We start from the raw sequence: 21,674 nt of genomic DNA, 5'->3' as shown, positions 1-21,674 counted from the left end.
GAAATTTCGGCAGGAGTCGGACGATGCAGCGCGGTGTGATGTACGGAATGGCGGCGGGAGCGATCTGGGGTTTCATCTTTCTCGCGCCACGGCTCTTGCCGGATTTTTCGCCGCTGACGCTCTCCGTCGGGCGCTATCTGATGTACGGCGCGGTTTCGCTCGCCGTGGCGCTGCCGTTCGCCCGGCGCCTCGCGGCCAAGCTCACGCGCGCCGATTTCATCGCGCTCGCGAAGCTCGCGCTGGTCGGCAACCTGCTGTACTACATGCTGCTCGCGAGCGCGGTGCAGCTCGTGGGCGTCGCGCCTTCGTCGCTGATCGTCGGCATTCTCCCCGTGACCGTCACGCTCGCCGGACGGCGGGATCACGGCGCGGTCGACCTGAAAAGGCTCATCGGGCCGCTCCTGCTCGTGCTGGCCGGCATCGCGTGCATCAATCTCGATGTATTCAGCGACGCCGATCACGCGACGAGCGTGCTCACGCGCCTCGCCGGACTCGGATGCGCGCTCGGGGCGCTCGCTTCTTGGACGTGGTACGCGGTCGTCAACGCGCGGTATCTGCAATCGAATCGCCATTTCGACGGCAACGAGTGGTCCATCCTGTGGGGCATCGTGACGGGTCTGCTCGGCGTCGCGCTCGGCGCGATCGTCTGGATGCTGCCCGCGGGCACGGTGCAGGCGAGCGTGCCCGCCTCGCGCTGGCATCTGTTCTGGATCGTTTCTTTTGCGCTGGCCACCGGCGGCTCGTGGCTCGGCAACATGCTGTGGAACGCGGCAGCGAAGCGCCTGCCGCTCACGCTGTCAGGGCAGATGATCGTGTTCGAGACGCTCTTCGCCCTGCTCTACGCCTTCGTCTACGACGGCCGCTGGCCGCGCTCGCCCGAAGTGCTCGCGATCGTGCTGCTGCTCGCCGGCGTAATCTGGTCGGTCAGGCAGCACACGCTGGAGCCGGCGCCCGCCGCGGCGAAAGAAGCGCCCGCGCATTGAATTCGCTCAGCGCGAATCCTTCGACTGCCACTTGCGCCCTTCGATCGAACCCGCCTTGCGCGCCTTGTCCACGCGGCGCTGGCGCGCGGCCTTCGGATCCACCTTCAGCGGCCGATAAATCTCGACGCGGTCGAAATCGGCGAGCGCCGCGTCGAGCGGCTTCGGCTTGCCGAACACGCCGACCTTCTGCGTCGTCAGATCGATGTCGCGATGCGCGAGCAGCACGCCGCTTGCGTCGATCGCATCGCGCACCGTCGCGCCCTCGGGCAGGTCGACGCGCTTCAGGAACGCGCCATCGGGCAGGCCGTAGCAGACATCGATATGCATCATGGCTTGCCGTAGCGCTGGTCCGCGCGCTTCACGAAGGAATCGACGAACGTGTTGGCGATATGGCTGAACACCGGCCCGATGATCTTCTCCAGAATCACGTTCGAGAATTCGTAATGCAGCGCGAATTCGATCTTGCAGGCGTCCGCGCGCAGCGGCGTAAAGTGCCAATATCCGGTGAATTTCTTGAAAGGGCCGCTCAGGAACTCCATATCGATATTGGTCGGACGCTTTTGCACATTGCGCGTCGCGAAATGCTGCTTGATGCCCTTGAAGCTGATGTCGATCTTCGCTTCCATGCCGTTCTCGTCGTGGCGGCCGATTTCGACGCCGCCGCACCAAGGCAGGAAATTGGGGTAGTCGGCGACATCGGTGACGAGGTCGAACATTTCTTCCGCTGAATGGCGGATCAATACGGTTTTCTGGACGTCTGCCATATAGGGCGCAGCGGTGGCTGAATTGGGCGGCAACGCGCAAGAGAACGAGGCATCGGATCGAACGCATGCCGGCGCGCTGCTAAAATCAGGATTTTAAACGAGTTGGGCACTTTCCATTCATGAGCATCATCGACAACAGAAAAGCCTTCTTCGATTACTTCGTCGAAGAGCGCTACGAGGCCGGTCTCGTGCTCGAGGGCTGGGAAGTCAAGGCGCTTCGCGCCGGGCGCGCGCAGATCAAGGAAGGCTACGTCGTGATCAAGAACGGCGAGCTCTTTCTGATCGGCACGCATATCAGCCCGCTGCCCGAAGCATCGAAATTCGCTAACCTCGATCCGGTGCGCACGCGCAAGCTGCTCCTCCACCGCGAACAGATCGACAAGCTCATCGGCAAGGTCGAGCAGCGCGGGCACACGCTCGTGCCGCTCAACTTCCACTACAAGGATGGCCGCGTGAAATGTGAAATCGGCCTCGCGAAGGGCAAGAAGTTGCACGACAAACGCGAGACCGAAAAGAAGCGCGACTGGGAACGCGAACGCGGGCGTCTGATGCGAACCGCCTCGCGTTAAACCGTGAAACGAATCGGGGGGCGCTTTTTAGCGCCCCCGATTGCTTCAGCTCTTCCTGATTATGCCGCTGCCCTCGCCTTTCACGATCGACAACGCGGACGCGATCATCGTGCTCATGTCGGACATGTTGCCCGGCACGATCAGCGTGTTGCCCTGCTTCGCGAGATTGCCGAACGCGCCGACATACTGCTCCGCAACCTTCAGATTCACCGCTTCCATGCCGCCCGCTGTCTGAATTGCAGTGCCGATCTTCTCGATGGCTTGCGCGTTCGCTTCCGCCACCGCGAGAATCGCGGCGGCTTCGCCCTGCGCCTGATTGATCGCCGCCTGCCGTTCGCCTTCCGACTTCTGGATCGCGGCCTCGCGCGCGCCCGATGCCAGATTGATCTGCTCCTGCTTGCGCCCTTCGGACGCGGCGATCAGCGCGCGCTTCTCGCGCTCGGCGGTGATCTGCGCCTGCATCGCGTGAAGGATTTCCTTCGGCGGCGTGAGATCCTTGATTTCATAGCGCAGCACTTTCACGCCCCAGTTCGACGCGGCTTCGTCGAGCGCATTCACGATGCTCTGGTTGATGAAGTCGCGCTCCTCGAACGTCTTGTCGAGCTCCAGCTTGCCGATGACCGAACGCAACGTCGTCTGCGACAGTTGCGTGATCGCGAACACGAAGTTGCTCGATCCGTACGAAGCCTTCATCGCATCCGTGACCTGGAAGTACAGCACGCCATCGACTTGAAGCTGCGTGTTGTCGCGCGTGATACAGACTTGGCTCGGCACTTCGAGCGGAATCTCCTTCAGCATGTGCTTGTAGGCGATGCGATCGATGAACGGCAGCACGATGTTGAGGCCCGGCGTGAGCGTTGCATGATAGCGGCCGAGGCGTTCCATGATCCATGCGTGTTGCTGAGGGACGATCTTGACCGTTTTCGACACGATGACGATCGCGATGACGAGCACGATGAGCGCAAAGTACATTGACATTATTTTTCTCCTTATAGGACTACCGTTTGGCCGCGACGATCAGGCGATTGCCGTCGAGCGCCGTGATGCGATAAAGCCGTGCGCCCTCCGTTTCGCCCGGTGCGAGCTCGACATCCCACTGCGCGCCGCGATACATTGCGCGCGCGTGGCCGTGATGCCATTGATCGACTTCCAGGGTCGCGCCGATATCGAGATTCACGGCCGCATCGCGCGAGGCGTCGTCACGCCGCTTCCAGCTGACGAAGCGCGAGCGCCGCAGCACCGCCACCGCGATCAGCGCGATGACCGCGGCCGCGCCCATCTGTACGTGCGGCAACGCGCCGAGCACATGAGCGACGCCGCCCGCGATCATCCCGAGCGCGATCATGAGCAGATAGAACGTTCCGGTAAACAATTCCGCGACGATCAGCGCGCCCGCAGCGACCCACCAGATCAACCCGCCCGTTTCCATCATCGGTCTCCAAACGAAAACACCCCGGAAAAGTCCGGGGTGTTTTTATATCACGCTGCACCAATCCGAAAGCAAGTGGAAAGGTGTGACATCGACTTATTTTGACAAGGTCTTCGCGAGCTGCTGCCACGTATCGATGATCGTGTCCGGATTAAGCGACATCGACTCGATGCCCTGCTTCGCGAGCCACTCGGCGAGATCAGGGTGGTCCGACGGGCCCTGACCGCAAATGCCGACGTACTTGTTCAGCTTCAGGCACGTCTCGATCGCGCGCTTCAGCATGAACTGCACCGCTTCGTCGCGCTCGTCGAAGTCCGCCGCGAGCAACTCCATGCCCGAGTCGCGATCGAGGCCCAGCGTCAACTGCGTCAGGTCGTTCGAACCGATCGAGAAGCCGTCGAAGCGCTCCAGGAACTGCTCGGCGAGAATCGCGTTGGACGGCACTTCGCACATCATCACGAGCTTCAGGTCGTTCTTGCCGCGTTCGAGACCGAACTTCTTCAGCAGCTCGACCACGCGATCCGCCTGCTTCAGCGTACGCACGAACGGCACCATGATCTGCACGTTGTCCAGGCCCATTTCCTCGCGGACCTTCTTCAGCGCGATGCATTCCATGTGGAACGCCTCGGCGAAGTCTTCCGCGATATAGCGCGACGCGCCACGGAAACCGAGCATCGGATTTTCTTCATCCGGCTCGTAGCGCGAACCGCCGATCAGCTTCTTGTACTCGTTCGACTTGAAGTCCGACAGACGCACGATGACGGGCTTCGGATAGAACGCCGCTGCAATCGTGGCGATGCCTTCGGTCAGCTTGTCGACGTAGAACGCTTTCGGCGATGCATGGCCGCGCGCGACGCTTTCAACCGCCTTCTTCAGATCGGCATCGACGTTCGGGTACTCCAGAATCGCCTTCGGATGCACGCCGATGTTGTTGTTGATGATGAACTCGAGTCGCGCGAGGCCGACGCCCGCGTTGGGCAACTGCGCGAAGTCGAACGCGAGTTGCGGATTGCCGACGTTCATCATGATCTTGACCGGAATCTTCGGCAGTTCGCCGCGCTGCACTTCGGTCACTTCGGTTTCGAGCAGGCCGTCGTAGATCTTGCCTTCGTCGCCTTCCGCGCACGACACCGTGACGAGTGCGCCGTCCTTCAGGATGTCCGTTGCGTCGCCGCAGCCGACAACCGCCGGCACGCCCAGCTCACGCGCGATGATCGCCGCGTGGCACGTACGGCCGCCGCGATTGGTCACGATGGCCGATGCACGCTTCATCACCGGTTCCCAGTTAGGGTCCGTCATGTCGGCGACGAGCACGTCGCCCGGCTGCACGCGTTCCATTTCCGACGGATCGTGAATCACGCGCACGGGGCCCGCGCCGATCTTCTGGCCGATCGCGCGGCCGGTCGCCAGCACGTTCGACTGCCCCTTCAGCTTGAAGCGCATTTCGGCCTTGCCCGACGCCTGGCTCTTCACCGTCTCCGGGCGCGCCTGGAGGATGAACAGCTTGCCGTCGCGGCCGTCCTTGCCCCACTCGATGTCCATCGGACGCTGATAGTGCTTCTCGATGATGACCGCGTACTTCGCGAGCTCGATCACGTCTTCGTCGGTGATCGAGAAGCGGTTGCGCTGTTCGTGCGGCACGTCGACGGTCTTCACGCGGCCCGGCTCGCCCGGCTTCGTGAATTCCATCTTGATGAGCTTCGAGCCGATCGAGCGGCGGATGATCGGGTATTTGCCCTGTTCGAGCGTCGTTTTGAAGACGTGGAACTCGTCCGGATTCACCGCGCCTTGCACGACGGTTTCGCCCAGGCCGTAGCTCGACGTGATGAAGACGGTTTCCTTGAAGCCCGATTCGGTGTCGATGGTGAACATCACGCCGGCCGCGCCGACGTCGGAGCGCACCATGCGCTGCACGCCCGCCGACAACGCGACTTCCGCATGCGTGAAGCCCTTGTGGACGCGATAGGAAATGGCGCGGTCGTTATAAAGCGACGCAAACACGTGCTTCATGCGATCGAGCACGTCCTCGATGCCGACCACGTTCAGATAGCTTTCCTGCTGGCCCGCGAAGGATGCGTCCGGCAAGTCCTCGGCCGTCGCCGACGAGCGCACGGCAAACGAAAGCTCTTCGGGCGAGCTGGCTTGAAGGACTTCGAAACCGCGGCGGATTTCGTCTTCGAGGCGCGGCTGCATCGGCGCGTCGACGATCCACTGACGGATTTCCTTGCCGGCTTCGGCGAGCGCCTTGACGTCGTCGACATCGAGCGTCTCGAGACGTTTGGCGATGCGGTCCGTCAGATTGTTGTGATGGAGGAAGTCGCGGAATGCGAGCGCAGTCGTGGCGAAACCCGTCGGCACGCGAACGCCGGCTTCGGAAAGCTGGCTGATCATTTCGCCGAGCGACGCATTCTTGCCGCCGACGATTTCCACGTCGGTCATTCGCAACTGCTCGAATGGAACTACATACGCCTGATCCTTTGCGACATCTTTCGCAACATTGACTGCGTTAGTCATACAAGCCCCTAAGGTGGATGGAATTCACGATCGCACGAGTGGGCTCATATGCGAGCGCGCTCATTGGAAGCGCGCACGCATCTCGTACAACCTGTTTGATAAACCTTCGGGGACACGCGCCCGCGAGAACCGGGGCACGTCAAAAAGAAGCGGGGTACGTCTGAAATCTGCTCGAAAACGTGGACTGACGTAACGAAATGCCACGAAACGACCGCGATTTGACGAAAATCCGATTCAATTTCTCCGCAATTGCTTATCGAACAGGTTGCCGCTATTCTACCTTGCCGTATTTCAAAATTGTTTCGGCCGGGCAGTCGTTCCACGGCAAAATCGAGGTCTTTAACGCCTGATCGTGGGCTCACCCACACCCCGGCGCTCACGCCCGGTTCACTGCCTGCCAGCGGTCAGCTACCTTAACACAGGTTTTTACGGCGTCCGTGCTTTCGCGCTAGCCACGGTTCAGCGTTTGAGCATCGTCGCCCCAACTCGTTCCCTCTTTCGCCGATGCCGCCTTCCGTATTCATCGTTTCCGACGGGACCGGGATCACTGCCGAAACCTTCGCGCATTCGATCCTCGCCCAGTTCGATCAAAAATTCCGGCTCGTGCGCGTGCCGTTTGTCGACTCGATCGACAAGGCCTACGCGACCGTCGAGAAGATCAACGAAGTCGTCGCGCTCGATGGCCGCCGGCCGATCGTGTTCACGACGCTCGTCGACAGCGCATCGAATGAAGTGGTCAAGGGCTGCAACGCGCTCGTGCTCGACATGTTCCAGACCTTCATCGAGCCGCTCGAGCACGAACTGGAAATGAAATCGACGCACGCGATGGGCCGCGTGCACCAGAACGCCGACACGGAGGAATACAAGAATCGCATCGAGGCGATCAATTTCTCGCTCGCCCACGACGACGGCCAGTCGAACCGCAATCTCGCCGACGCGGACGTCATTCTCGTCGGCGTATCGCGCAGCGGCAAAACGCCAACGAGCCTTTATCTCGCGATGCAGTACGGCGTGAAGGCGGCGAACTATCCGCTGATTCCCGAAGATTTCGAGCGCGGCAAGCTGCCGACGCCGCTGCTCGAGCATCGGACGAAGATGTTCGGTTTGTCGATCGATCCGCAGCGGCTGGCCGAGATCCGTAACGAACGCCGTCCGGGCAGCAAGTACGCCGCACTCGAAAACTGCCGCTACGAGATCAACGAGGCGGAAATGATGATGAAGCGCGAAGGCATCAAGTGGCTTTCGTCGACGCACAAGTCGATCGAGGAAATCGCCACGACGATCCTGCAGGAGGTCAAGCCGGAGCGGCCTTCCTACTATTGACGGCTGTCAGCGCTGCTGGCGGCACTGCTCGAAGAGACAGATCGCCGCCGCGGCCGCCACGTTCAGCGATTCCATGCCGCCCGGCTGCGGAATCGTCACGCGATGCGTCACCGCATCGCGCCAGATTTGCGACACGCCCGCGCCTTCGTTGCCGAACACCCAGGCGAGCGCGCCCGACAGGTCGCAATCGTAGAGCGCGACGGCACCGTGCGAATCGGTGATCGTCACGGGTGCGTCGAGTCGCGCGATGAGATCGGCCGGTTCGACGTCCTCGAAAATATCCAGCAGAAAATGCGCGCCCATGCCCGAGCGCAGCACTTTCGATGACCACGCGTATGCCGTGCCCGGCGCGCAGAATACGCGCGTGATGCCCGCCGCCGCCGCGCTGCGCAGAATCGAGCCGACATTGCCGGCGTCCTGAACGCCATCGAGAATCACGCAGGTTTGTGCGACGCGCGCGGGCAATTCTGCATCGATCTTTTCGACGAGCAACAGCATGCCCACGCCGTGTACGACGCTCGACAACTGCCCGAAAAGCGCATCCGGCAACACGACGACGCGCTTCTCTTCGATGCGCGCGACGATCTCGCGCGCTTCCTCGTGCGTGAGCGCGCCTTCGGTGACGACGCACGTTTCCGGCTGGCCCGCCGCGTCGAGATACGCTGACGCCAGATGCAGGCCTTCGAGCAGCGCGTGGCCGCTTCTGCGCTGCTGCGCCGTCGACCCGGCGAGCGCCTTCATGCGCTTGTAGAGCGGGTTGTCCCGCGAAGTGATGGATTTCACGTTGATTCGGTTGACGCTCAGAAGGCGAGCGCGTCGGGATCGTCTTCGATCGTCGATGCGACCTGAAGCACTTCGGGAGCGATCTCGGGCAACACCGAACCGAACACGAGCGCGTGCGCCTCGCGCACCGGCGCGAACGACCGCCGATGATGCTCGCACGGCCCATGTTCGCGCAGCGCCTTCAGATGCTGCGGCGTGCCGTAGCCGGAATGCGTGGCGAAGCCGTACATCGGGAAAAGCTCGTGCAGATCGACCAGCATGCGATCACGCGTGACCTTTGCGAGAATCGACGCCGCCGAGATCTGCTTGACGAGCGCATCGCCGCGGATGACGGCTTCGCTGCGGATGGACAAGGTCGGGCAGCGATTGCCATCGACTTTCACGAGCGTCGGCGCGACTGAGAGGCCTTCCACCGCGCGCTTCATCGCCAGCATGCTCGCATGCAGGATGTTGATGGTGTCGATTTCCTCGACGCTCGCCGACGCGATGCAGTACGCGAGCGCGCGATCGACGATCTTCTCGTACAGCTCTTCGCGCCTTTTGGCAGAGAGCGCCTTCGAATCGTCGATGCCGTTGATGCGAGGCTTCGCCGGATCGAAGATGACCGCCGCCGCCACGACCGGACCGGCCAGCGGACCGCGCCCGGCCTCGTCGACGCCACAAACGACGTCGAACGGTGAGCTGAAATCGAGTCCGGCTTGCGCCGATCGTCTAGCGGCCATTACCGCGGCCTCCGCGTGTCGAGCACCCGCGCGACGGCCTCGGCCGCTTTCTGCGACGTATTCTGGCGCAGCGCGATGTGCATGTCGGTGAATATTTCCGTCAGGGTACGGCGGTTGGCGTCGTCGTTCAACTGTTTCAGCGTGGCGTCGGCGAGCGCTTCGGGCGTCGCGAAGTGCTGCAGGATTTCCGGCACGACGAAGCGGCCCGCCAGAATGTTCGGCAAGCCGACATACGGCAGATAACCCTGACGCTTCATGATCTGACCCGTCAGCCAAGGCACCTTGTACGAGATGACCATCGGCTTCTTGAGCAGCGCCGCTTCGAGCGTCACCGTGCCGCTTTTCACGAGGATCGCATCGGCGGCGGTCATCGCGCGCTGGGCGTTGCCGTCCGTGATCGTCAGCGACAGATGCGGATGCGCGTCCACGAGCGGCCGCAGCAGTTCGCGCAACGCCGGATTCGCCGCGGGCATCAGGAAGCGCACGTTGGGCTCGCGAAGCTGCATCAGTTCCATCGCGTCGAAGAAGGTCGGGCCGATCAGCGAAATCTCCGAGCGACGGCTGCCCGGCAGGACCGCGATCACCGGACCGCCTTCCGCGATGCCGAGTTCGCGGCGCGCGCCCGCGACGTCCGGCTCGAGCGGAATGTCATCGGCGAGCGGATGGCCGACGTAGCTCGCGGCGACGCCCGCCTTTTCCATCAGCGCCGTTTCGAACGGAAACACGCACAGCATGTGATCGACCGCTTTCACGATCTTCTTGATGCGGCCGCCGCGCCACGCCCAAATCGACGGACAGACGAAATGCACGGTCGGAATGCCCGCTTCGCGCAGCGGCTGCTCGAGGCCGAAGTTGAAATCGGGCGCGTCCACACCGATGAAAACCGACGGCGGCTCGGCAAGCAACTGACGCTTGATCTCGTTGCGGATGCCGAGAATCTCGGGAATGTGCTTCAGCGCTTCGACATAGCCGCGCACGGTCAGCTTGTCCATCGGCCAATGCGCTTCGAAGCCCTCGGCCGTCATGCGCGGACCGCCGATGCCGCTATAGCGCGTGCCTTCGGGCAGCGTGCGCCGCAGGCCTTTGAGCAGCGATGCCGCGAGCAGGTCGCCGGACGGCTCGCCCGCGACCATCGCGATGCGTGGCGGGTTGGTGATCAGGGTCATCGGACAGCGTGTCAGCGGATGATGCCGCGCTGCGACGCCGCGATGAAATCGGAGAATGCCTTGACGGGCGCATCGCCCTCGCCGCCTGCCGTGCTCAGCTCCTTCAGCTGCGCTTTCGCCTCTTCGAGCGACAGGCCGCTCTTGTAGACGATGCGATACGCGGAGCGCAGCGCCGAAATGGCGTCGGGCGTGAAGCCGCGGCGGCGGAGACCCTCGACGTTGATGCCGTGCGGCTCCGCCTTGTTGCCTGCCGCGATGACGAACGGCGGCACGTCCTGCACGAGCGCCGATGCGCCGCCCAGCATGGAATGCGCGCCGATGCGCACGAACTGATGCACGCCCGACATGCCGCCGACGATCGCGTGGTCTCCGACGATGACATGTCCCGCCAGTTGCGCGTTGCTCGACATGATGACGTTGTCGCCGAGCCGGCAGTCGTGACCGACGTGCACGTACGCCATGATCCAGCAGTCGCTGCCGATCGACGTGAGGCCCTGATCCTGCGCCGTGCCCGTGTGCAGCGTCGTGAATTCGCGGATGGTGTTGCGGTCGCCGATTTCGAGGCGCGTCGGCTCGCCCTTGTACTTCATGTCCTGCGGACGGCCGCCGATCGACGCGTAATGGCCGATGCGGTTATCGCGGCCGATCGTGGTGTGGCCCTCGATCACGCTGTGCGAGCCAATGGTCGTGCCCGCGCCGATCACGACGTGCGAACCGACGATCGCGTACGGCCCGACTTCGACGGACTCGTCGAGCTGAGCGCCCGGCTCGATGATCGCGGTTGGGTGAATCTTGCTCATGCGCTTTTCGCCTATGCTGTTCGTGCTGCTTGTTACGTTGAACGCGGTGTGAACGCGAAGGCGCTCAGGCGTCCGTGCTCTTGACGGTACACATGAGCTCGGCTTCGGCGGCGGTCACGCCGTCCACTTCGGCGCGCGCCTTGAACTTCCAGATGCCCCGCATGTACCGCTCGAACGTGACGTTGAGAACGAGCTGATCGCCCGGCTCCACCACGCGCTTGAAGCGCGCGCCGTCGATGCCGACGAAGTAATAGAGCGTGTTGGACGGATCGTGCGGCTCTTCCGCGAACGTCAGAAGCGCGGCCGTCTGCGCGAGCGCTTCGAGAATCAGCACGCCGGGCATCACCGGGCGCGTCGGGAAGTGGCCCTGGAAATACGGCTCGTTGATCGTCACGTTCTTGATCGCTTTGATGCTCTTGTGCGGCTCGAGTTCGAGCACGCGGTCCACGAGCAGGATCGGATAGCGATGCGGCAGCAGCGTGAGAATCTTGTGGATGTCGAGATTGATTTTTTCTGTGCTCATGGTCGTTCTGCTCACGCGCGCGTCGGGCGCGGAAATTTGGATGGCGGGCCGTATCGGACGCCCGCCCGGGATTGCCAGCTCGCTTCGGCGGCTTGAACCGGCCCGCTCTTGCTTGTGGTTCGTTCTTCGTTCGAACGAGCCCGGCGCTTATGCGCCGCCGCTCGTCTCGTCGCGCTTGCGTGAATCGGCGAGCGCGGTCTCGAGCGCCTTGATGCGCTCGCGCATCTTGTCCAGATTGCGCATGATCGCCGCGCTCTTGTTCCAGTCTGCATGCGGCACGGCCGGAAACGCGCTCGTGTACATGCCGGGCTTCAGGAGCGACTTCGACACGCCGGATTGCGCGGTGACGATCACGTAGTCCGCGAGCGTCACGTGCCCCGCGATGCCCACCGCGCCGCCGATCATGCAATGCTTGCCGATGCTCGTGCTGCCCGCGATGCCCGCGCAGCCGGCGATGACCGTGTACGCGCCGATGCGGCAGTTGTGGCCGATCTGCACGAGATTATCGATCTTCACGCATTCCTCGATGACGGTGTCCGCCATCGCGCCGCGATCGATCGTCGTGTTGGCGCCGATTTCCACGTCGTCGGCGATATCCACCGCGCCAACCTGCGGAATCTTCACCCAGCTTCCGGTGCGCGCATCGCCCTCGCCGACGAAATCCGGAGCGAAGCCGAAACCGTCCGCACCGATCACCGCGCCCGCGTGCACGATCACGCGCGCGCCGAGCTTGCAGCCGTGATAAACGGTGACGTTCGGATACAGATGAACGTCGTCGCCTAGCGTAACGCCGCGCCCGACGACTACGCCCGCATCCAGCTTCACGCGCTCGCCGACGACCGCGCCCGCCTCAACCGTCACGTGAGGGCCGATCACGGCGCTCGCCGCAACCTTCGCGTCCGGATCGATGTAGGCGCTCGGATGCACGCCAGGCTCGGCCTTGGGCGTCGCCAAGTCGATGAACGCCTGAGCCACGCGAGCGAAATAAGCGTAAGGATTCGGCGTGACGATGAAATTACTGCCCGCGCGATTCGTCACCTTGTCGAGGTCGGCCGGGGAAATCAGCACGGCGCCGGCGCGCGTCGTCTCGACTTGCGGCAGATACTTCTGATTCGCGAGAAACGCGAGCTGCGCGGGGCCCGCCTTGTCGAGCGGCGCGAGACTGCCGACCGCGTGCGCGCCGTCGCCGACCACCTCGCCGCCGAAGCGTTTCACCAGCTCGCCGAGGGTGACCGTCATGCCTGATGCCATCTCGTCTCAGTCCTCGTCAGTTCGGGTTCGTGAGCGAACCCGTGCCGGTCGCGCCCGCCGCCAGCGCCTTTAGCACCTGATCCGTAATGTCGATGCGCGGGCTCACGTACACCGCTTCCTGCACGATCAGGTCGTAGTGCTGCTGCTCGGCGATCTGCTTGATCACCTTGTTCGCGCGGTCCAGCACCGCCGCGAGTTCCTCGTTACGGCGCTGATTCAGGTCCTCGCGGAACTCGCGCTGCTTGCGCTGGAAGTCCGCGTCGAGCTGCGCCAGATCGCGCTGACGGGCCGCGCGGTCGGTCGGCGACATCGAGGCACCGTTCTTGTCGATGTTGTCCGACATCGCCTTCAGGCGCTGCGCCATGTCCTGCAGCGCCTTGTCGCGCTTGGAGAATTCCTGCTCGAGCTTCGACTGGGCGGCCTTCGCCGCGGACGATTCGCGCAAGATGCGGTCCGAATTGACCGCCGCGATGCGCGCTTCCTGAGCACTGGCGGACATCGCCGTGCCCAGGCCGAGAACCATCGACAACGCAAGCGCCAGCGCCCTATGTTTCGAATGCTTACCGGTTCCCAAAGTGTTCCTCACGTTACGTCGAAAAAAATGAAGTTCGCGTTCATCGGCGGGCTGCTTAGAACGCCGTACCGATCTGGAACTGGAACTTCTGATACTGGTCGCCCTCATGCTTCTGCAGCGGGAAGCCGAGGCTCAGCTTGAGCGGGCCGATCGGCGAGATCCACGCGAGACCCAGACCGTAACCGTAGCGCAAGCCGTTTGCACCGCCGCTCGTACCGCCTTGACCCGGATCGCCCCAGACGTTACCGGCATCGAGGAAGGTGAACACGCGCAGCGTACGATCGTAGCCCGTTCCCGGCAGCGGGAACGTCAGCTCGATATTGCCGACCGCCATGCGCGAGCCGCCGATCGGGTCGTTGGTCTTCGCGTCGCGCGGACCCAGCGAGCTCGGCGAGTAACCGCGCACCGAACCGATACCACCCGCGTAGTAGTTCTTGAAGATCGGGTACGTCTGCCCTTGCAGGCCCTTGCCGTAGCCGCCCTGCAGATTGAAGCCGAGCACGAAACCGCGCGCGAACGAGTAGTAATACTGGAACTGCGCGTCGAACTTCGCGTACGTCGTGTTGCCGAGCGGCGTGCCGTATTCTGCGTTCGACTGGATGTAGTAGCCGCGGCTCGGGACGAGCGCGCTGTCGCGATTGTCTCGCGACCAGCCCGCGGTCAGCGGATAGTTGTTCACGACACGGCCGAACTCGTTCACGTAGTTCTTGTAGGACTGCGGCGTGTTGCTGTCCACGTCCATCGTGTTCTGTTCGGCTCCGACGCCGAAGAACACCGTGTCCTGCTCCGAGAACGGGATGCCGAACTTCGTGTCCGCGCCCATCGTGATGATCTTGAAGCTCGAATCCGTCGAGTAATACAGCGGCTGATACGTGCGGTAGTAAGCGTCGGTGATGCGCTTGATGCCGTCGATCGTGAAGTACGGATCGACCTGCGTCACGGTCAGCGTGCGATAGGTTTTCGCGGTGTTCACGTTGACCGCGAGACTCGTGCCCGAGCCGAACACGTTGTCCTGCGACACGCCCGCCGAGAGCACCACCTTGTCCGTCGACGAGAAGCCCGCGCCCAGCGTGATCGCGCCGGTCGGCTTTTCGGCCACCTTCACGTCGACGTCGACCTGGTCGTTCGTGCCTTCCACGGGCGTCGTAGTGACGTCCACGTCGGTGAAGTAGCCGAGACGGTTGATACGGTCCTTCGACAGCGCGAGGCGGCTCGAATCGAACCACGAGCTTTCGAGCTGGCGCATTTCGCGGCGCACCACTTCGTCGCGCGTACGCGTATTGCCGACGATGTTCACGCGCCGCACATACACGCGACGGCTCGGATCGACTTGCAGCGTGAGCGCCACGGTGTGGTTCGCCTGATCGATCTGCGGCTGCGCGTTGACCTGCGCGAACGCGTAGCCGTATTCGCCGAGCTTGTCGACGATCGCCTTGGTGGTCGACTGCAGCTTTTCGGCCGAGAAGCGCTCGCCCGGTTTGATCTTGATGAGCTTGTTGAGCTCGGCCTGACGGTCGAGCAGATTGCCCGAAAGCGTGATGCTGCTGATCTTGTACGGCTCGCCTTCGTGCACGGCGATCGTCAGATACATGTCCTTCTTGTCCGGCGAGATCGACACCTGCGTGGAGTCGATCGCGAACTCGAGGTAGCCGCGGTTCAGATAGTACGAGCGCACGTTCTCGAGGTCGCCCGTGAGCTTTTCCTTCGCGTAGAGATCGCTCTTCGTGTACCACGAGAACCAGTTCGGCGTGGAAAGCTGCATTTCGCCGAGCAGCGTACTGGAACTGAACGCCTTGTTGCCGACGAAGTTGATCTGGCGAATCTTCGCGCTCGGACCTTCCGCGACGGAGAACAGAATCTGCACGCGATTGCGGTCGACCGGCGTCACGGTGGTCGTGACTTCCGCGGCGTAGTAGCCGCGCGTCAGGTATTGGCGCTTGAGCTCCTGCTCCGCCTTGTCGACGAGCGCCTTGTCGTACGAGCGGCCTTGCGACAGGCCGACGGAACGCAGCGCCTTCGTGAGGTTGTCCTTGTCGAACTCGTGCAGGCCCGCGAAATCGATGGCCGAAATCGCCGGGCGTTCCTGCACCTGAACGATCACCACGTTGCCTTCGGTGGCAATCTGAACGTCGTTGAAGAAACCCGTTGCGTAGAGTGCGCGAATCGCTTCGGAGGCCTTGTCGTCGGTGAAGGTGTCGCCTTGCTTGATCGGCAGATAAGCGAACACGGAGCCAGGCTCGATGCGTTGGAGACCGTCGATCCGAATATCCTGCACGACGAACGGCGTGGTGGCGTGCGCCGCCATGCCCGTTGCGGCGAGCGCCGCGGCCACAGCCGTCTTAGGAACAAAGCGATGAGGTTTGAACAACGTGCTTCCCCAGTATTTAAAGCTGCATTCGTTCCGGCGGTCGCTCGAAAGACGCCGCCAGAAATTGTCAAAGTGGATCAAAAACGAATCAGACGCGCGAGGTCATTGAACAGCGCGATCATCGACAGAGCGACGATGCAGACCAGGCCCGCCCTTTGCAGAACAAGCTGCCAGCGATCGGATACTGCCTTGCCGGTAACAGCCTCAACCAAATAATATAACAGATGCCCACCGTCCAATACCGGAATCGGTAACAAGTTCAACACTCCGAGGCTGATGCTCACGAGTGCCAGAAACGAAATGAAGGCCGTCGCACCGAGCCTTGCGCTCTTGCCCGCGTAGTCGGCAATCGTGACCGGCCCTGACAGATTCTTGAGCGACGCCTCGCCGGTGATCATCCGCCCGAACATGCGCAGCGAGTACACGCTGATGTCCCACGTGCGGTTCACGCCGAGGCGCAGACTTTCGAGCGGCCCGTAGCGCACATCTACCGTCGGCAGTTGATTCGCGAGCGCGGCGCCGATACGCCCGATGTCCTTGCCCGTCGACGCATCGCGCTTCACGTCCGGCACGATCTGCACGGAATCGCGCTGGCCGTTGCGCTCGACCACGAGCGTCACCGGCTTGCCGCCGTGCGCCTTCACGTAGTCGATGAAGCTCGTCGCGTTGTCGACGCTGCGGCCGTCGATCGCGCGCAGCATGTCGCCCGCCTTCAGCCCGCTCTTCTGCGCCGCGCTGCCCGCCTCGACGCCCGCGACCGTCAGCGTGCCGCCGCCCGGCGTGAAGCCGAGCTTGTCCATGAAATCCTGATCGGCTTCGGAATCGGTGATGCCCGTGACCGTCACCGGAAAGTCGAAGGTGCCGTCGTGCGTCTTCGCCGTCAGCACGATGCGCCGATGATCGAACGATGCGTCGAGCATCTTCCAGCGCAGGTCGGACCATGAGCGGATCGGATGCGTCTCGCCGCCTTCCGCGTCACGCATCGAGAGAATCGTTTCGCCGCCTTCGAAGCCCGCTTGCGCCGCCGCCGTATCGGAAGCGGGCTGCGAAACGATCGCCGCCGGCTCGGTCACGCCGCCCGCGAACACGGCGGAAAACAGCACGATTGCGAGCAGGAAATTGGCGATCGGCCCCGCCGCGACGATCGCGATGCGCTTGCCCACGTTCTGACGGTTGAACGCGCGCGGCAGGTCTTCGGCGGGAATGGTCGTGCCGCTCTCGGGATCGACCTCGCGTTCGTCGAGCATCTTCACGTAGCCGCCGAGCGGCAGCGCGGCGATCGTCCATTCGACGCCCGTCTTCTTGCTGACCCATCGCACGAGCGGCTTGCCGAAGCCGACCGAGAACCGCAGCACTTTCACGCCGCACAGTCGCGCGACGCTGTAGTGACCGAATTCGTGGACGACGACCAGTACGCCTATCGCGACAACGAAGGCGACGATTTCGGTCAGAAAGTTCATGACGGCCTCAATGGGCGATGGGTTCGGCGCCCGGCGCGCTCGCGGTGAGCTCTGCGACGAAACGGGACGCCAGACGGCGCGCGTCGGCATCCGCGGCGAGAACGTCGGCCAAGGTCGCGGCGCTCGTATTCGGCAGCGCGTTCAGCACGCGATCCACCACGTCGCCGATCGCCATGAAGCCGATGCGGCGATCGAGGAACGCCTCGACGGCGATTTCATTGGCCGCGTTCAACGCCGCGCTCGCGATGCCGCCTGCTTCCAGCGCGGCAATCGCCAGCGCGAGACACGGGAAGCGCGCGAAGTCGGGTTTTTCGAATGTGAGCGTCGCGATCTGCGCGAGATCGAGCGGCGCGACGCCCGAATCGACACGCTCAGGATACGCCAGTGCATGCGCGATCGGCGTACGCATGTCCGGATTGCCGAGTTGCGCGAGCACCGAGCCGTCGGCATAGGACACCATCGAATGAATCACGCTCTGCGGATGGATCAGCACCTCGATGCGCGAGCCGGGCAGATTGAAGAGCCAGTGCGCCTCGATGACTTCGAGGCCCTTGTTCATCATCGTCGCGGAATCGACCGAGATCTTGCGGCCCATCGCCCAGTTCGGATGCTTCACGGCCTCTTCGGGCGTGACGTTCACGAGCGTCGCGGGCTCGCGCGTGCGGAAAGGACCGCCGGACGCCGTCAGGATGATCTTCGAGACGCCGCCGTGCAGCTTCGCTTCCTTGTCTGCGCAAGGCGGCAGGCACTGGAACACCGCGTTGTGCTCGCTGTCGACCGGCAGCAGGATCGCGCCGTTGTCGCGCACCGCATCCATGAAAATCTGGCCGGACATCACGAGCGCTTCCTTGTTCGCGAGAAGGATGCGCTTGCCGGCGCGTGCGGCGGCGAGCGTGGGCGCCAGGCCCGCCGCGCCGACGATGGCCGCGACGACCGTATCGCACTGCGCCGCGCGCGCGACTTCGACGAGCGCCTCGGTCCCGTGCGTCACTTCGGTCTTGCAACCCTGCGCGCGCAACGCAGCCGCGACGCGTACGGCGGTTTCGGCGTCGCCGACGACCGCCACTTCGGGCTGAAACTTCAGACATTGCGCGACGAGTTTGTCGCCGTTGCGGTGAGCGGTGAGCGCGTAGACCGAGAAACGGTCCGCATGCCGCGCCACGACGTCGAGCGTGCTATCGCCGATCGAGCCCGTGGAGCCGAGCAGTGTGAGACGTGTTTGCATAAATTCTTCTCTAGCCGATCAGCCAAGCATGAGCAATGCGATCGGCAATACAGGCAACAATGCGTCGATGCGGTCGAGGACGCCGCCGTGACCCGGCAGAAGGCCGCTCGAGTCCTTGACACCCGCCTGGCGCTTGAGCAGCGACTCGAACAGATCGCCGACCACGCTGAACGCGACCAGCACGGAAAGCGCGACGAACGCGCGATCCCAGCCGAGCTGTCCGACGAAGGCGGTGAATACGGTGGGCGCGTAAAAGCCGGTGGCGGCGGCGAGCGCGCCGATGACGATAACGGCGAGCCACCCGCCGATGGCGCCCTCCCAGGTCTTGCCCGGGCTGATCGACGGGGCGAGCTTATGGCGGCCGAGCGCTTTTCCGGCGAAGTATGCGCCTATATCAGCCAGCCAGACTACTAGCAGAAGCGATAGCACGAAGGATACGCCTCGCGTGCGCGCGTCGACGACCGCGTGCCAGCAGGCCAGAAACACGACGATTCCGGCGAAAAGCAGGAACGCGCGCCAGGCGTGCGCGGCCAGCGCGGGCTTGCGAAGCAATGCGTAAGGCCCCGCCAGCACCCAGAAAATACCGGCCATCTGGTAGAGCGGCGTGGCTTTGATCCCGAGGAACGTGCTCAGAACGAGCGCGATGCCCGCGACGAGCGCGTAAGCGACCGGCCCCGCCCCGTTCAGCTTGAGGAGCCGTCCCCATTCCCAGGCCGCGAACACGACGACGAACCCGATCAACGCTCCGAATGCGCCGATCGGCGCAAACAGCGTGATCGGCACGAGTACGGCGAGCAGGACGATTGCCGTGATGACACGGGTTCTTAGCATGAAAGGGTGTCGGCCTTCTGCGATTGGGAAGCGAGTTGCGCGCTGGTGCGCCCGAAGCGGCGTTCGCGGTCGCCGTAGGACGCGATCGCGCGGTCCAGGGCGTCGGCGTCGAAGTCGGGCCAGTAGGTGTCGGTGAAGTAGAACTCGGTGTAAGCGAGCTGCCACAGCAGGAAGTTGCTGATGCGCTGCTCGCCGCCCGTGCGGATGAACAGATCCGGCTCCGGCGCGTAGGCCATCGCGAGATGTTCGGCGAACGATTCGTCGTCCACGCGCGCGGGCACGCCCGACTCGAGAGACTCCGCGATAAGCTTCTTCGTCGCCTGCATGATGTCCCAGCGCCCGCCGTAATTGGCAGCGATGGTCAGCGTGAGTCGCGTATTGCGGGCTGTCTTGGTTTCGGCGCGTTGGATGAGCGCGCGGATGCGGTCGTCGAACATGGAAATGTCGCCGACGACGCGCAGACGAATGCCGTTCGCATGCAGCTTGCCGATCTCGCGTTCGAGCGCGGTCACGAACAGGCGCATCAGGAAGGACACTTCGTCGGTCGGACGGCGCCAGTTTTCGGAACTGAACGCGAAGAGCGTGACGAATTCGACGCCGCGCCGCGCGCAGCTTTCGACGGTCGCGCGGACCGCATCGACGCCGCGCGTATGACCGGCGACGCGCGGCAGACGCCGCTCGGTCGCCCATCGGCCATTGCCGTCCATGATGATCGCGACGTGACGCGGGACAGCCGCGACATCGGGCACGGCAACGGTGGAGCTGGTATAGGTCATGGCCGCTGAATCTGGGAATCTGAAGAAGTGAGAGCCAGCCCGGAGCTTGCACGTCCGGGCTTGGCAGGACCGTCTCTACGGCCTCACACCGTCATGATTTCGGATTCTTTGGTCTGAACGAGCTTGTCGATTTCGGCGACGAACTTGTCGGTGAACTTCTGCACTTCGTCGCTCGCACGGCGCTCGTCGTCTTCCGAAATCTCCTTGTCCTTCACGAGTTTCTTCAGTTGATCGTTCGCATCGCGGCGCAGATTGCGCACGGCGACCTTGGCGGTCTCGCCTTCGCTCTTCACGACCTTCGTGAGTTCGCGACGGCGCTCTTCGGTCAGCGCGGGCATCGGCACGCGGATCAGGTCGCCCTGCGTGGCAGGGTTCAGGCCGAGATCCGATTCGCGGATCGCCTTCTCGATCACGGCGACCATCTTCTTTTCCCACGGCTGCACGCCGATCGTACGGGCATCGACGAGCGTCATGTTCGCGACTTGCGAGATGGGCACGTTCGAACCGTAGTAGTCGACCTGGATGTGGTCGAGCAGCCCGGTGTGGGCGCGGCCCGTACGGATCTTGGCGAGATCGGCCTTGAACGCTTCGATCGACCGCTGCATCTTCTGGTCGACGCTCTTCTTGATGTCAGCCACACTCATTTTGAACCTCCAAACCTAAGTTTTACCGGCGATAGCGGCGCTCTGTCGCGCGAGGCTTGCCGCCCCGCTGCGCGGCGCCTGATACCGCGAGAGTTTACACGTGGACGAGCGTCCCTTCGTCGTCGCCCTGCACGATGCGCTTCAATGCGCCCGGCTTCGTGATCGAGAACACGCGAATCGGCAGCTTCTGGTCGCGGCACAGTGCGAACGCGGTGGCGTCCATCACCTGAAGATTCTTGCCGATCGCCTCGTCGAAGCTGATCGTGCTGTAACGCGTCGCATGCGGGTCCTTCTTCGGGTCGGCGGAGTATACGCCATCGACCTTCGTCGCCTTCAACACCACTTCGGCGCCGATTTCCGAGCCGCGCAGCGCGGCGGCCGTATCCGTCGTGAAGAACGGGTTGCCCGTGCCGGCCGCGAAGATCACGACCTTGCCCTCTTCCAGTTGACGGATCGCGCGGGGGCGGATGTACGGCTCGACCACCTGATCCATGCGCAACGCGGATTGCACGCGCGCTTCGATGCCCGCGTGGCGCATCGCGTCTTGCAGCGCGAGCGCGTTCATCATCGTGGCGAGCATCCCCATGTAGTCGGCCGTCGCCCGGTCCATGCCGGCCGCGCCGCCCGCGACACCGCGGAAGATGTTGCCGCCGCCGATCACGACGGCCAGTTGCGTCCCGATCCGCACCACCTCCGCGACATCCGCCACCATCCTTTCGATTGTTGCGCGATTGATGCCGAAAGCATCGTCGCCCATCAGGGCTTCGCCGGAGAGCTTGAGGAGTACGCGTTTGTAGGCTGTGGGCATATGAGGTTCCGATCGCGCCGAGGAGGGTTGCAACAACGTAGAACTGTAGGGGTGAAACATTACTTACCGCAAGCGGGCCGGATCGGGCGGCGGGGGGGGGGGGGGGGGGGGGGGGGGGGGGGGGGGGGGGGGGGGGGGGGGGGGGGGGGGGGGGGGGGGGG

The 21,674-nt window shown here is 63.4% G+C and carries 22 protein-coding genes; 3 read left to right on the top strand and 19 right to left on the bottom strand.

Going from position 1 to position 21,674, the window contains the following annotated elements; all coding sequences use genetic code 11:
• Positions 1 to 23: 23 nt before the first annotated feature.
• Positions 24 to 983: a DMT family transporter gene (locus tag NCS67_RS05380; protein ID WP_250434598.1), complete on the top strand. Its 960-nt coding sequence runs from the start codon at positions 24 to 26 to the stop codon at positions 981 to 983.
• A 6-nt stretch (positions 984 to 989) separates the two neighbouring features.
• Here NCS67_RS05380 and NCS67_RS05375 read toward each other — a convergent pair whose 3' ends face one another.
• Together NCS67_RS05375 and NCS67_RS05370 are read right to left on the bottom strand one after the other, a co-directional pair.
• Positions 990 to 1,313, bottom strand: coding sequence for an RnfH family protein (locus NCS67_RS05375; RefSeq protein ID WP_008350051.1), 324 nt, complete (start codon positions 1,311 to 1,313; stop codon positions 990 to 992).
• Positions 1,310 to 1,747 carry a type II toxin-antitoxin system RatA family toxin gene (locus NCS67_RS05370; RefSeq protein WP_008350053.1) on the bottom strand — a complete coding sequence of 146 codons (438 nt, stop codon included), beginning with the start codon at positions 1,745 to 1,747 and terminating at the stop codon, positions 1,310 to 1,312. Before NCS67_RS05370 ends, NCS67_RS05375 begins: the two co-directional genes overlap by 4 nt.
• A gap of 119 nt (positions 1,748 to 1,866) precedes the next feature.
• On the opposite strand from NCS67_RS05370, the gene smpB reads away from it, so the two are divergent.
• On the top strand, positions 1,867 to 2,316 hold the full coding sequence (gene smpB, locus NCS67_RS05365) for an SsrA-binding protein SmpB (protein ID WP_008350055.1): 450 nt from the start codon (positions 1,867 to 1,869) through the stop codon (positions 2,314 to 2,316).
• 45 nt (positions 2,317 to 2,361) lie between these two features.
• Here smpB and NCS67_RS05360 read toward each other — a convergent pair whose 3' ends face one another.
• From NCS67_RS05360 to ppsA, 3 genes are all read right to left on the bottom strand, one after another.
• On the bottom strand, positions 2,362 to 3,288 hold the full coding sequence (locus tag NCS67_RS05360) for an SPFH domain-containing protein (protein ID WP_008350056.1): 927 nt from the start codon (positions 3,286 to 3,288) through the stop codon (positions 2,362 to 2,364).
• A gap of 25 nt (positions 3,289 to 3,313) precedes the next feature.
• Entirely contained in the window at positions 3,314 to 3,745 is a 432-nt protein-coding gene (locus NCS67_RS05355) for an NfeD family protein (protein ID WP_008350058.1), read from the bottom strand.
• Between the two features lie 96 nt (positions 3,746 to 3,841).
• The gene (gene ppsA / locus NCS67_RS05350) at positions 3,842 to 6,259 is read right to left on the bottom strand and encodes a phosphoenolpyruvate synthase (RefSeq protein WP_244808026.1); all 2,418 of its coding nucleotides are present in this window, start codon (positions 6,257 to 6,259) and stop codon (positions 3,842 to 3,844) included.
• A 504-nt stretch (positions 6,260 to 6,763) separates the two neighbouring features.
• On the opposite strand from ppsA, the gene ppsR reads away from it, so the two are divergent.
• A complete protein-coding gene (ppsR, locus tag NCS67_RS05345) occupies positions 6,764 to 7,582 on the top strand; it encodes a posphoenolpyruvate synthetase regulatory kinase/phosphorylase PpsR (RefSeq protein ID WP_008350062.1) in 819 nt (272 codons plus the stop codon).
• A 6-nt stretch (positions 7,583 to 7,588) separates the two neighbouring features.
• Here the strand turns inward: ppsR and NCS67_RS05340 are convergent, their stop codons facing one another.
• From NCS67_RS05340 to pyrH, 14 genes are all read right to left on the bottom strand, one after another.
• Positions 7,589 to 8,365 carry a TrmH family RNA methyltransferase gene (locus NCS67_RS05340; RefSeq protein ID WP_008350064.1) on the bottom strand — a complete coding sequence of 259 codons (777 nt, stop codon included), beginning with the start codon at positions 8,363 to 8,365 and terminating at the stop codon, positions 7,589 to 7,591.
• Positions 8,366 to 8,382: 17 nt separating this feature from the next.
• Entirely contained in the window at positions 8,383 to 9,087 is a 705-nt protein-coding gene (gene rnhB, locus NCS67_RS05335; RefSeq protein ID WP_250434596.1) for a ribonuclease HII, read from the bottom strand.
• The gene (lpxB, locus tag NCS67_RS05330) at positions 9,087 to 10,253 is read right to left on the bottom strand and encodes a lipid-A-disaccharide synthase (RefSeq protein WP_008350067.1); all 1,167 of its coding nucleotides are present in this window, start codon (positions 10,251 to 10,253) and stop codon (positions 9,087 to 9,089) included. The genes rnhB and lpxB overlap by 1 nt, the downstream gene beginning before the upstream one ends.
• Positions 10,254 to 10,264: 11 nt before the next feature.
• Positions 10,265 to 11,053: an acyl-ACP--UDP-N-acetylglucosamine O-acyltransferase gene (gene lpxA, locus NCS67_RS05325; protein ID WP_008350069.1), complete on the bottom strand. Its 789-nt coding sequence runs from the start codon at positions 11,051 to 11,053 to the stop codon at positions 10,265 to 10,267.
• Positions 11,054 to 11,117: 64 nt separating this feature from the next.
• Positions 11,118 to 11,576 (bottom strand): 3-hydroxyacyl-ACP dehydratase FabZ, encoded by a 459-nt coding sequence (gene fabZ / locus NCS67_RS05320; protein WP_008350071.1) that lies wholly within the window; start codon positions 11,574 to 11,576, stop codon positions 11,118 to 11,120.
• A 147-nt stretch (positions 11,577 to 11,723) separates the two neighbouring features.
• Positions 11,724 to 12,815: a UDP-3-O-(3-hydroxymyristoyl)glucosamine N-acyltransferase gene (lpxD, locus tag NCS67_RS05315; protein ID WP_250434594.1), complete on the bottom strand. Its 1,092-nt coding sequence runs from the start codon at positions 12,813 to 12,815 to the stop codon at positions 11,724 to 11,726.
• Positions 12,816 to 12,843: 28 nt separating this feature from the next.
• Entirely contained in the window at positions 12,844 to 13,350 is a 507-nt protein-coding gene (locus NCS67_RS05310; protein WP_008350075.1) for an OmpH/Skp family outer membrane protein, read from the bottom strand.
• A gap of 106 nt (positions 13,351 to 13,456) precedes the next feature.
• The gene (gene bamA, locus NCS67_RS05305) at positions 13,457 to 15,769 is read right to left on the bottom strand and encodes an outer membrane protein assembly factor BamA (RefSeq protein WP_008350077.1); all 2,313 of its coding nucleotides are present in this window, start codon (positions 15,767 to 15,769) and stop codon (positions 13,457 to 13,459) included.
• 77 nt (positions 15,770 to 15,846) lie between these two features.
• On the bottom strand, positions 15,847 to 17,229 hold the full coding sequence (rseP, locus tag NCS67_RS05300) for an RIP metalloprotease RseP (RefSeq protein WP_008350079.1): 1,383 nt from the start codon (positions 17,227 to 17,229) through the stop codon (positions 15,847 to 15,849).
• Between the two features lie 7 nt (positions 17,230 to 17,236).
• Complete coding sequence (locus NCS67_RS05295; protein WP_250434592.1) at positions 17,237 to 18,454, bottom strand: 1-deoxy-D-xylulose-5-phosphate reductoisomerase; 1,218 nt, start codon at positions 18,452 to 18,454, stop codon at positions 17,237 to 17,239.
• Between the two features lie 18 nt (positions 18,455 to 18,472).
• Positions 18,473 to 19,285, bottom strand: a complete 813-nt coding sequence (locus NCS67_RS05290; RefSeq protein WP_008350082.1) for a phosphatidate cytidylyltransferase — start codon at positions 19,283 to 19,285, stop codon at positions 18,473 to 18,475.
• Complete coding sequence (uppS, locus tag NCS67_RS05285) at positions 19,279 to 20,061, bottom strand: polyprenyl diphosphate synthase (RefSeq protein WP_034471985.1); 783 nt, start codon at positions 20,059 to 20,061, stop codon at positions 19,279 to 19,281. Before uppS ends, NCS67_RS05290 begins: the two co-directional genes overlap by 7 nt.
• Positions 20,062 to 20,144: 83 nt before the next feature.
• Positions 20,145 to 20,705: a ribosome recycling factor gene (frr, locus tag NCS67_RS05280; RefSeq protein WP_008350085.1), complete on the bottom strand. Its 561-nt coding sequence runs from the start codon at positions 20,703 to 20,705 to the stop codon at positions 20,145 to 20,147.
• A gap of 94 nt (positions 20,706 to 20,799) precedes the next feature.
• Positions 20,800 to 21,513, bottom strand: coding sequence for a UMP kinase (pyrH, locus tag NCS67_RS05275; RefSeq protein WP_008350086.1), 714 nt, complete (start codon positions 21,511 to 21,513; stop codon positions 20,800 to 20,802).
• Positions 21,514 to 21,674: the final 161 nt, after the last annotated feature.

This window comes from Caballeronia sp. ATUFL_F2_KS9A (assembly GCF_023630765.1).
Taxonomy (GTDB): Bacteria; Pseudomonadota; Gammaproteobacteria; order Burkholderiales; family Burkholderiaceae; genus Caballeronia; species Caballeronia zhejiangensis.
Note: the sequence above shows the minus strand (reverse complement) of the source record. Positions and strands in the feature narration are given on the sequence as shown.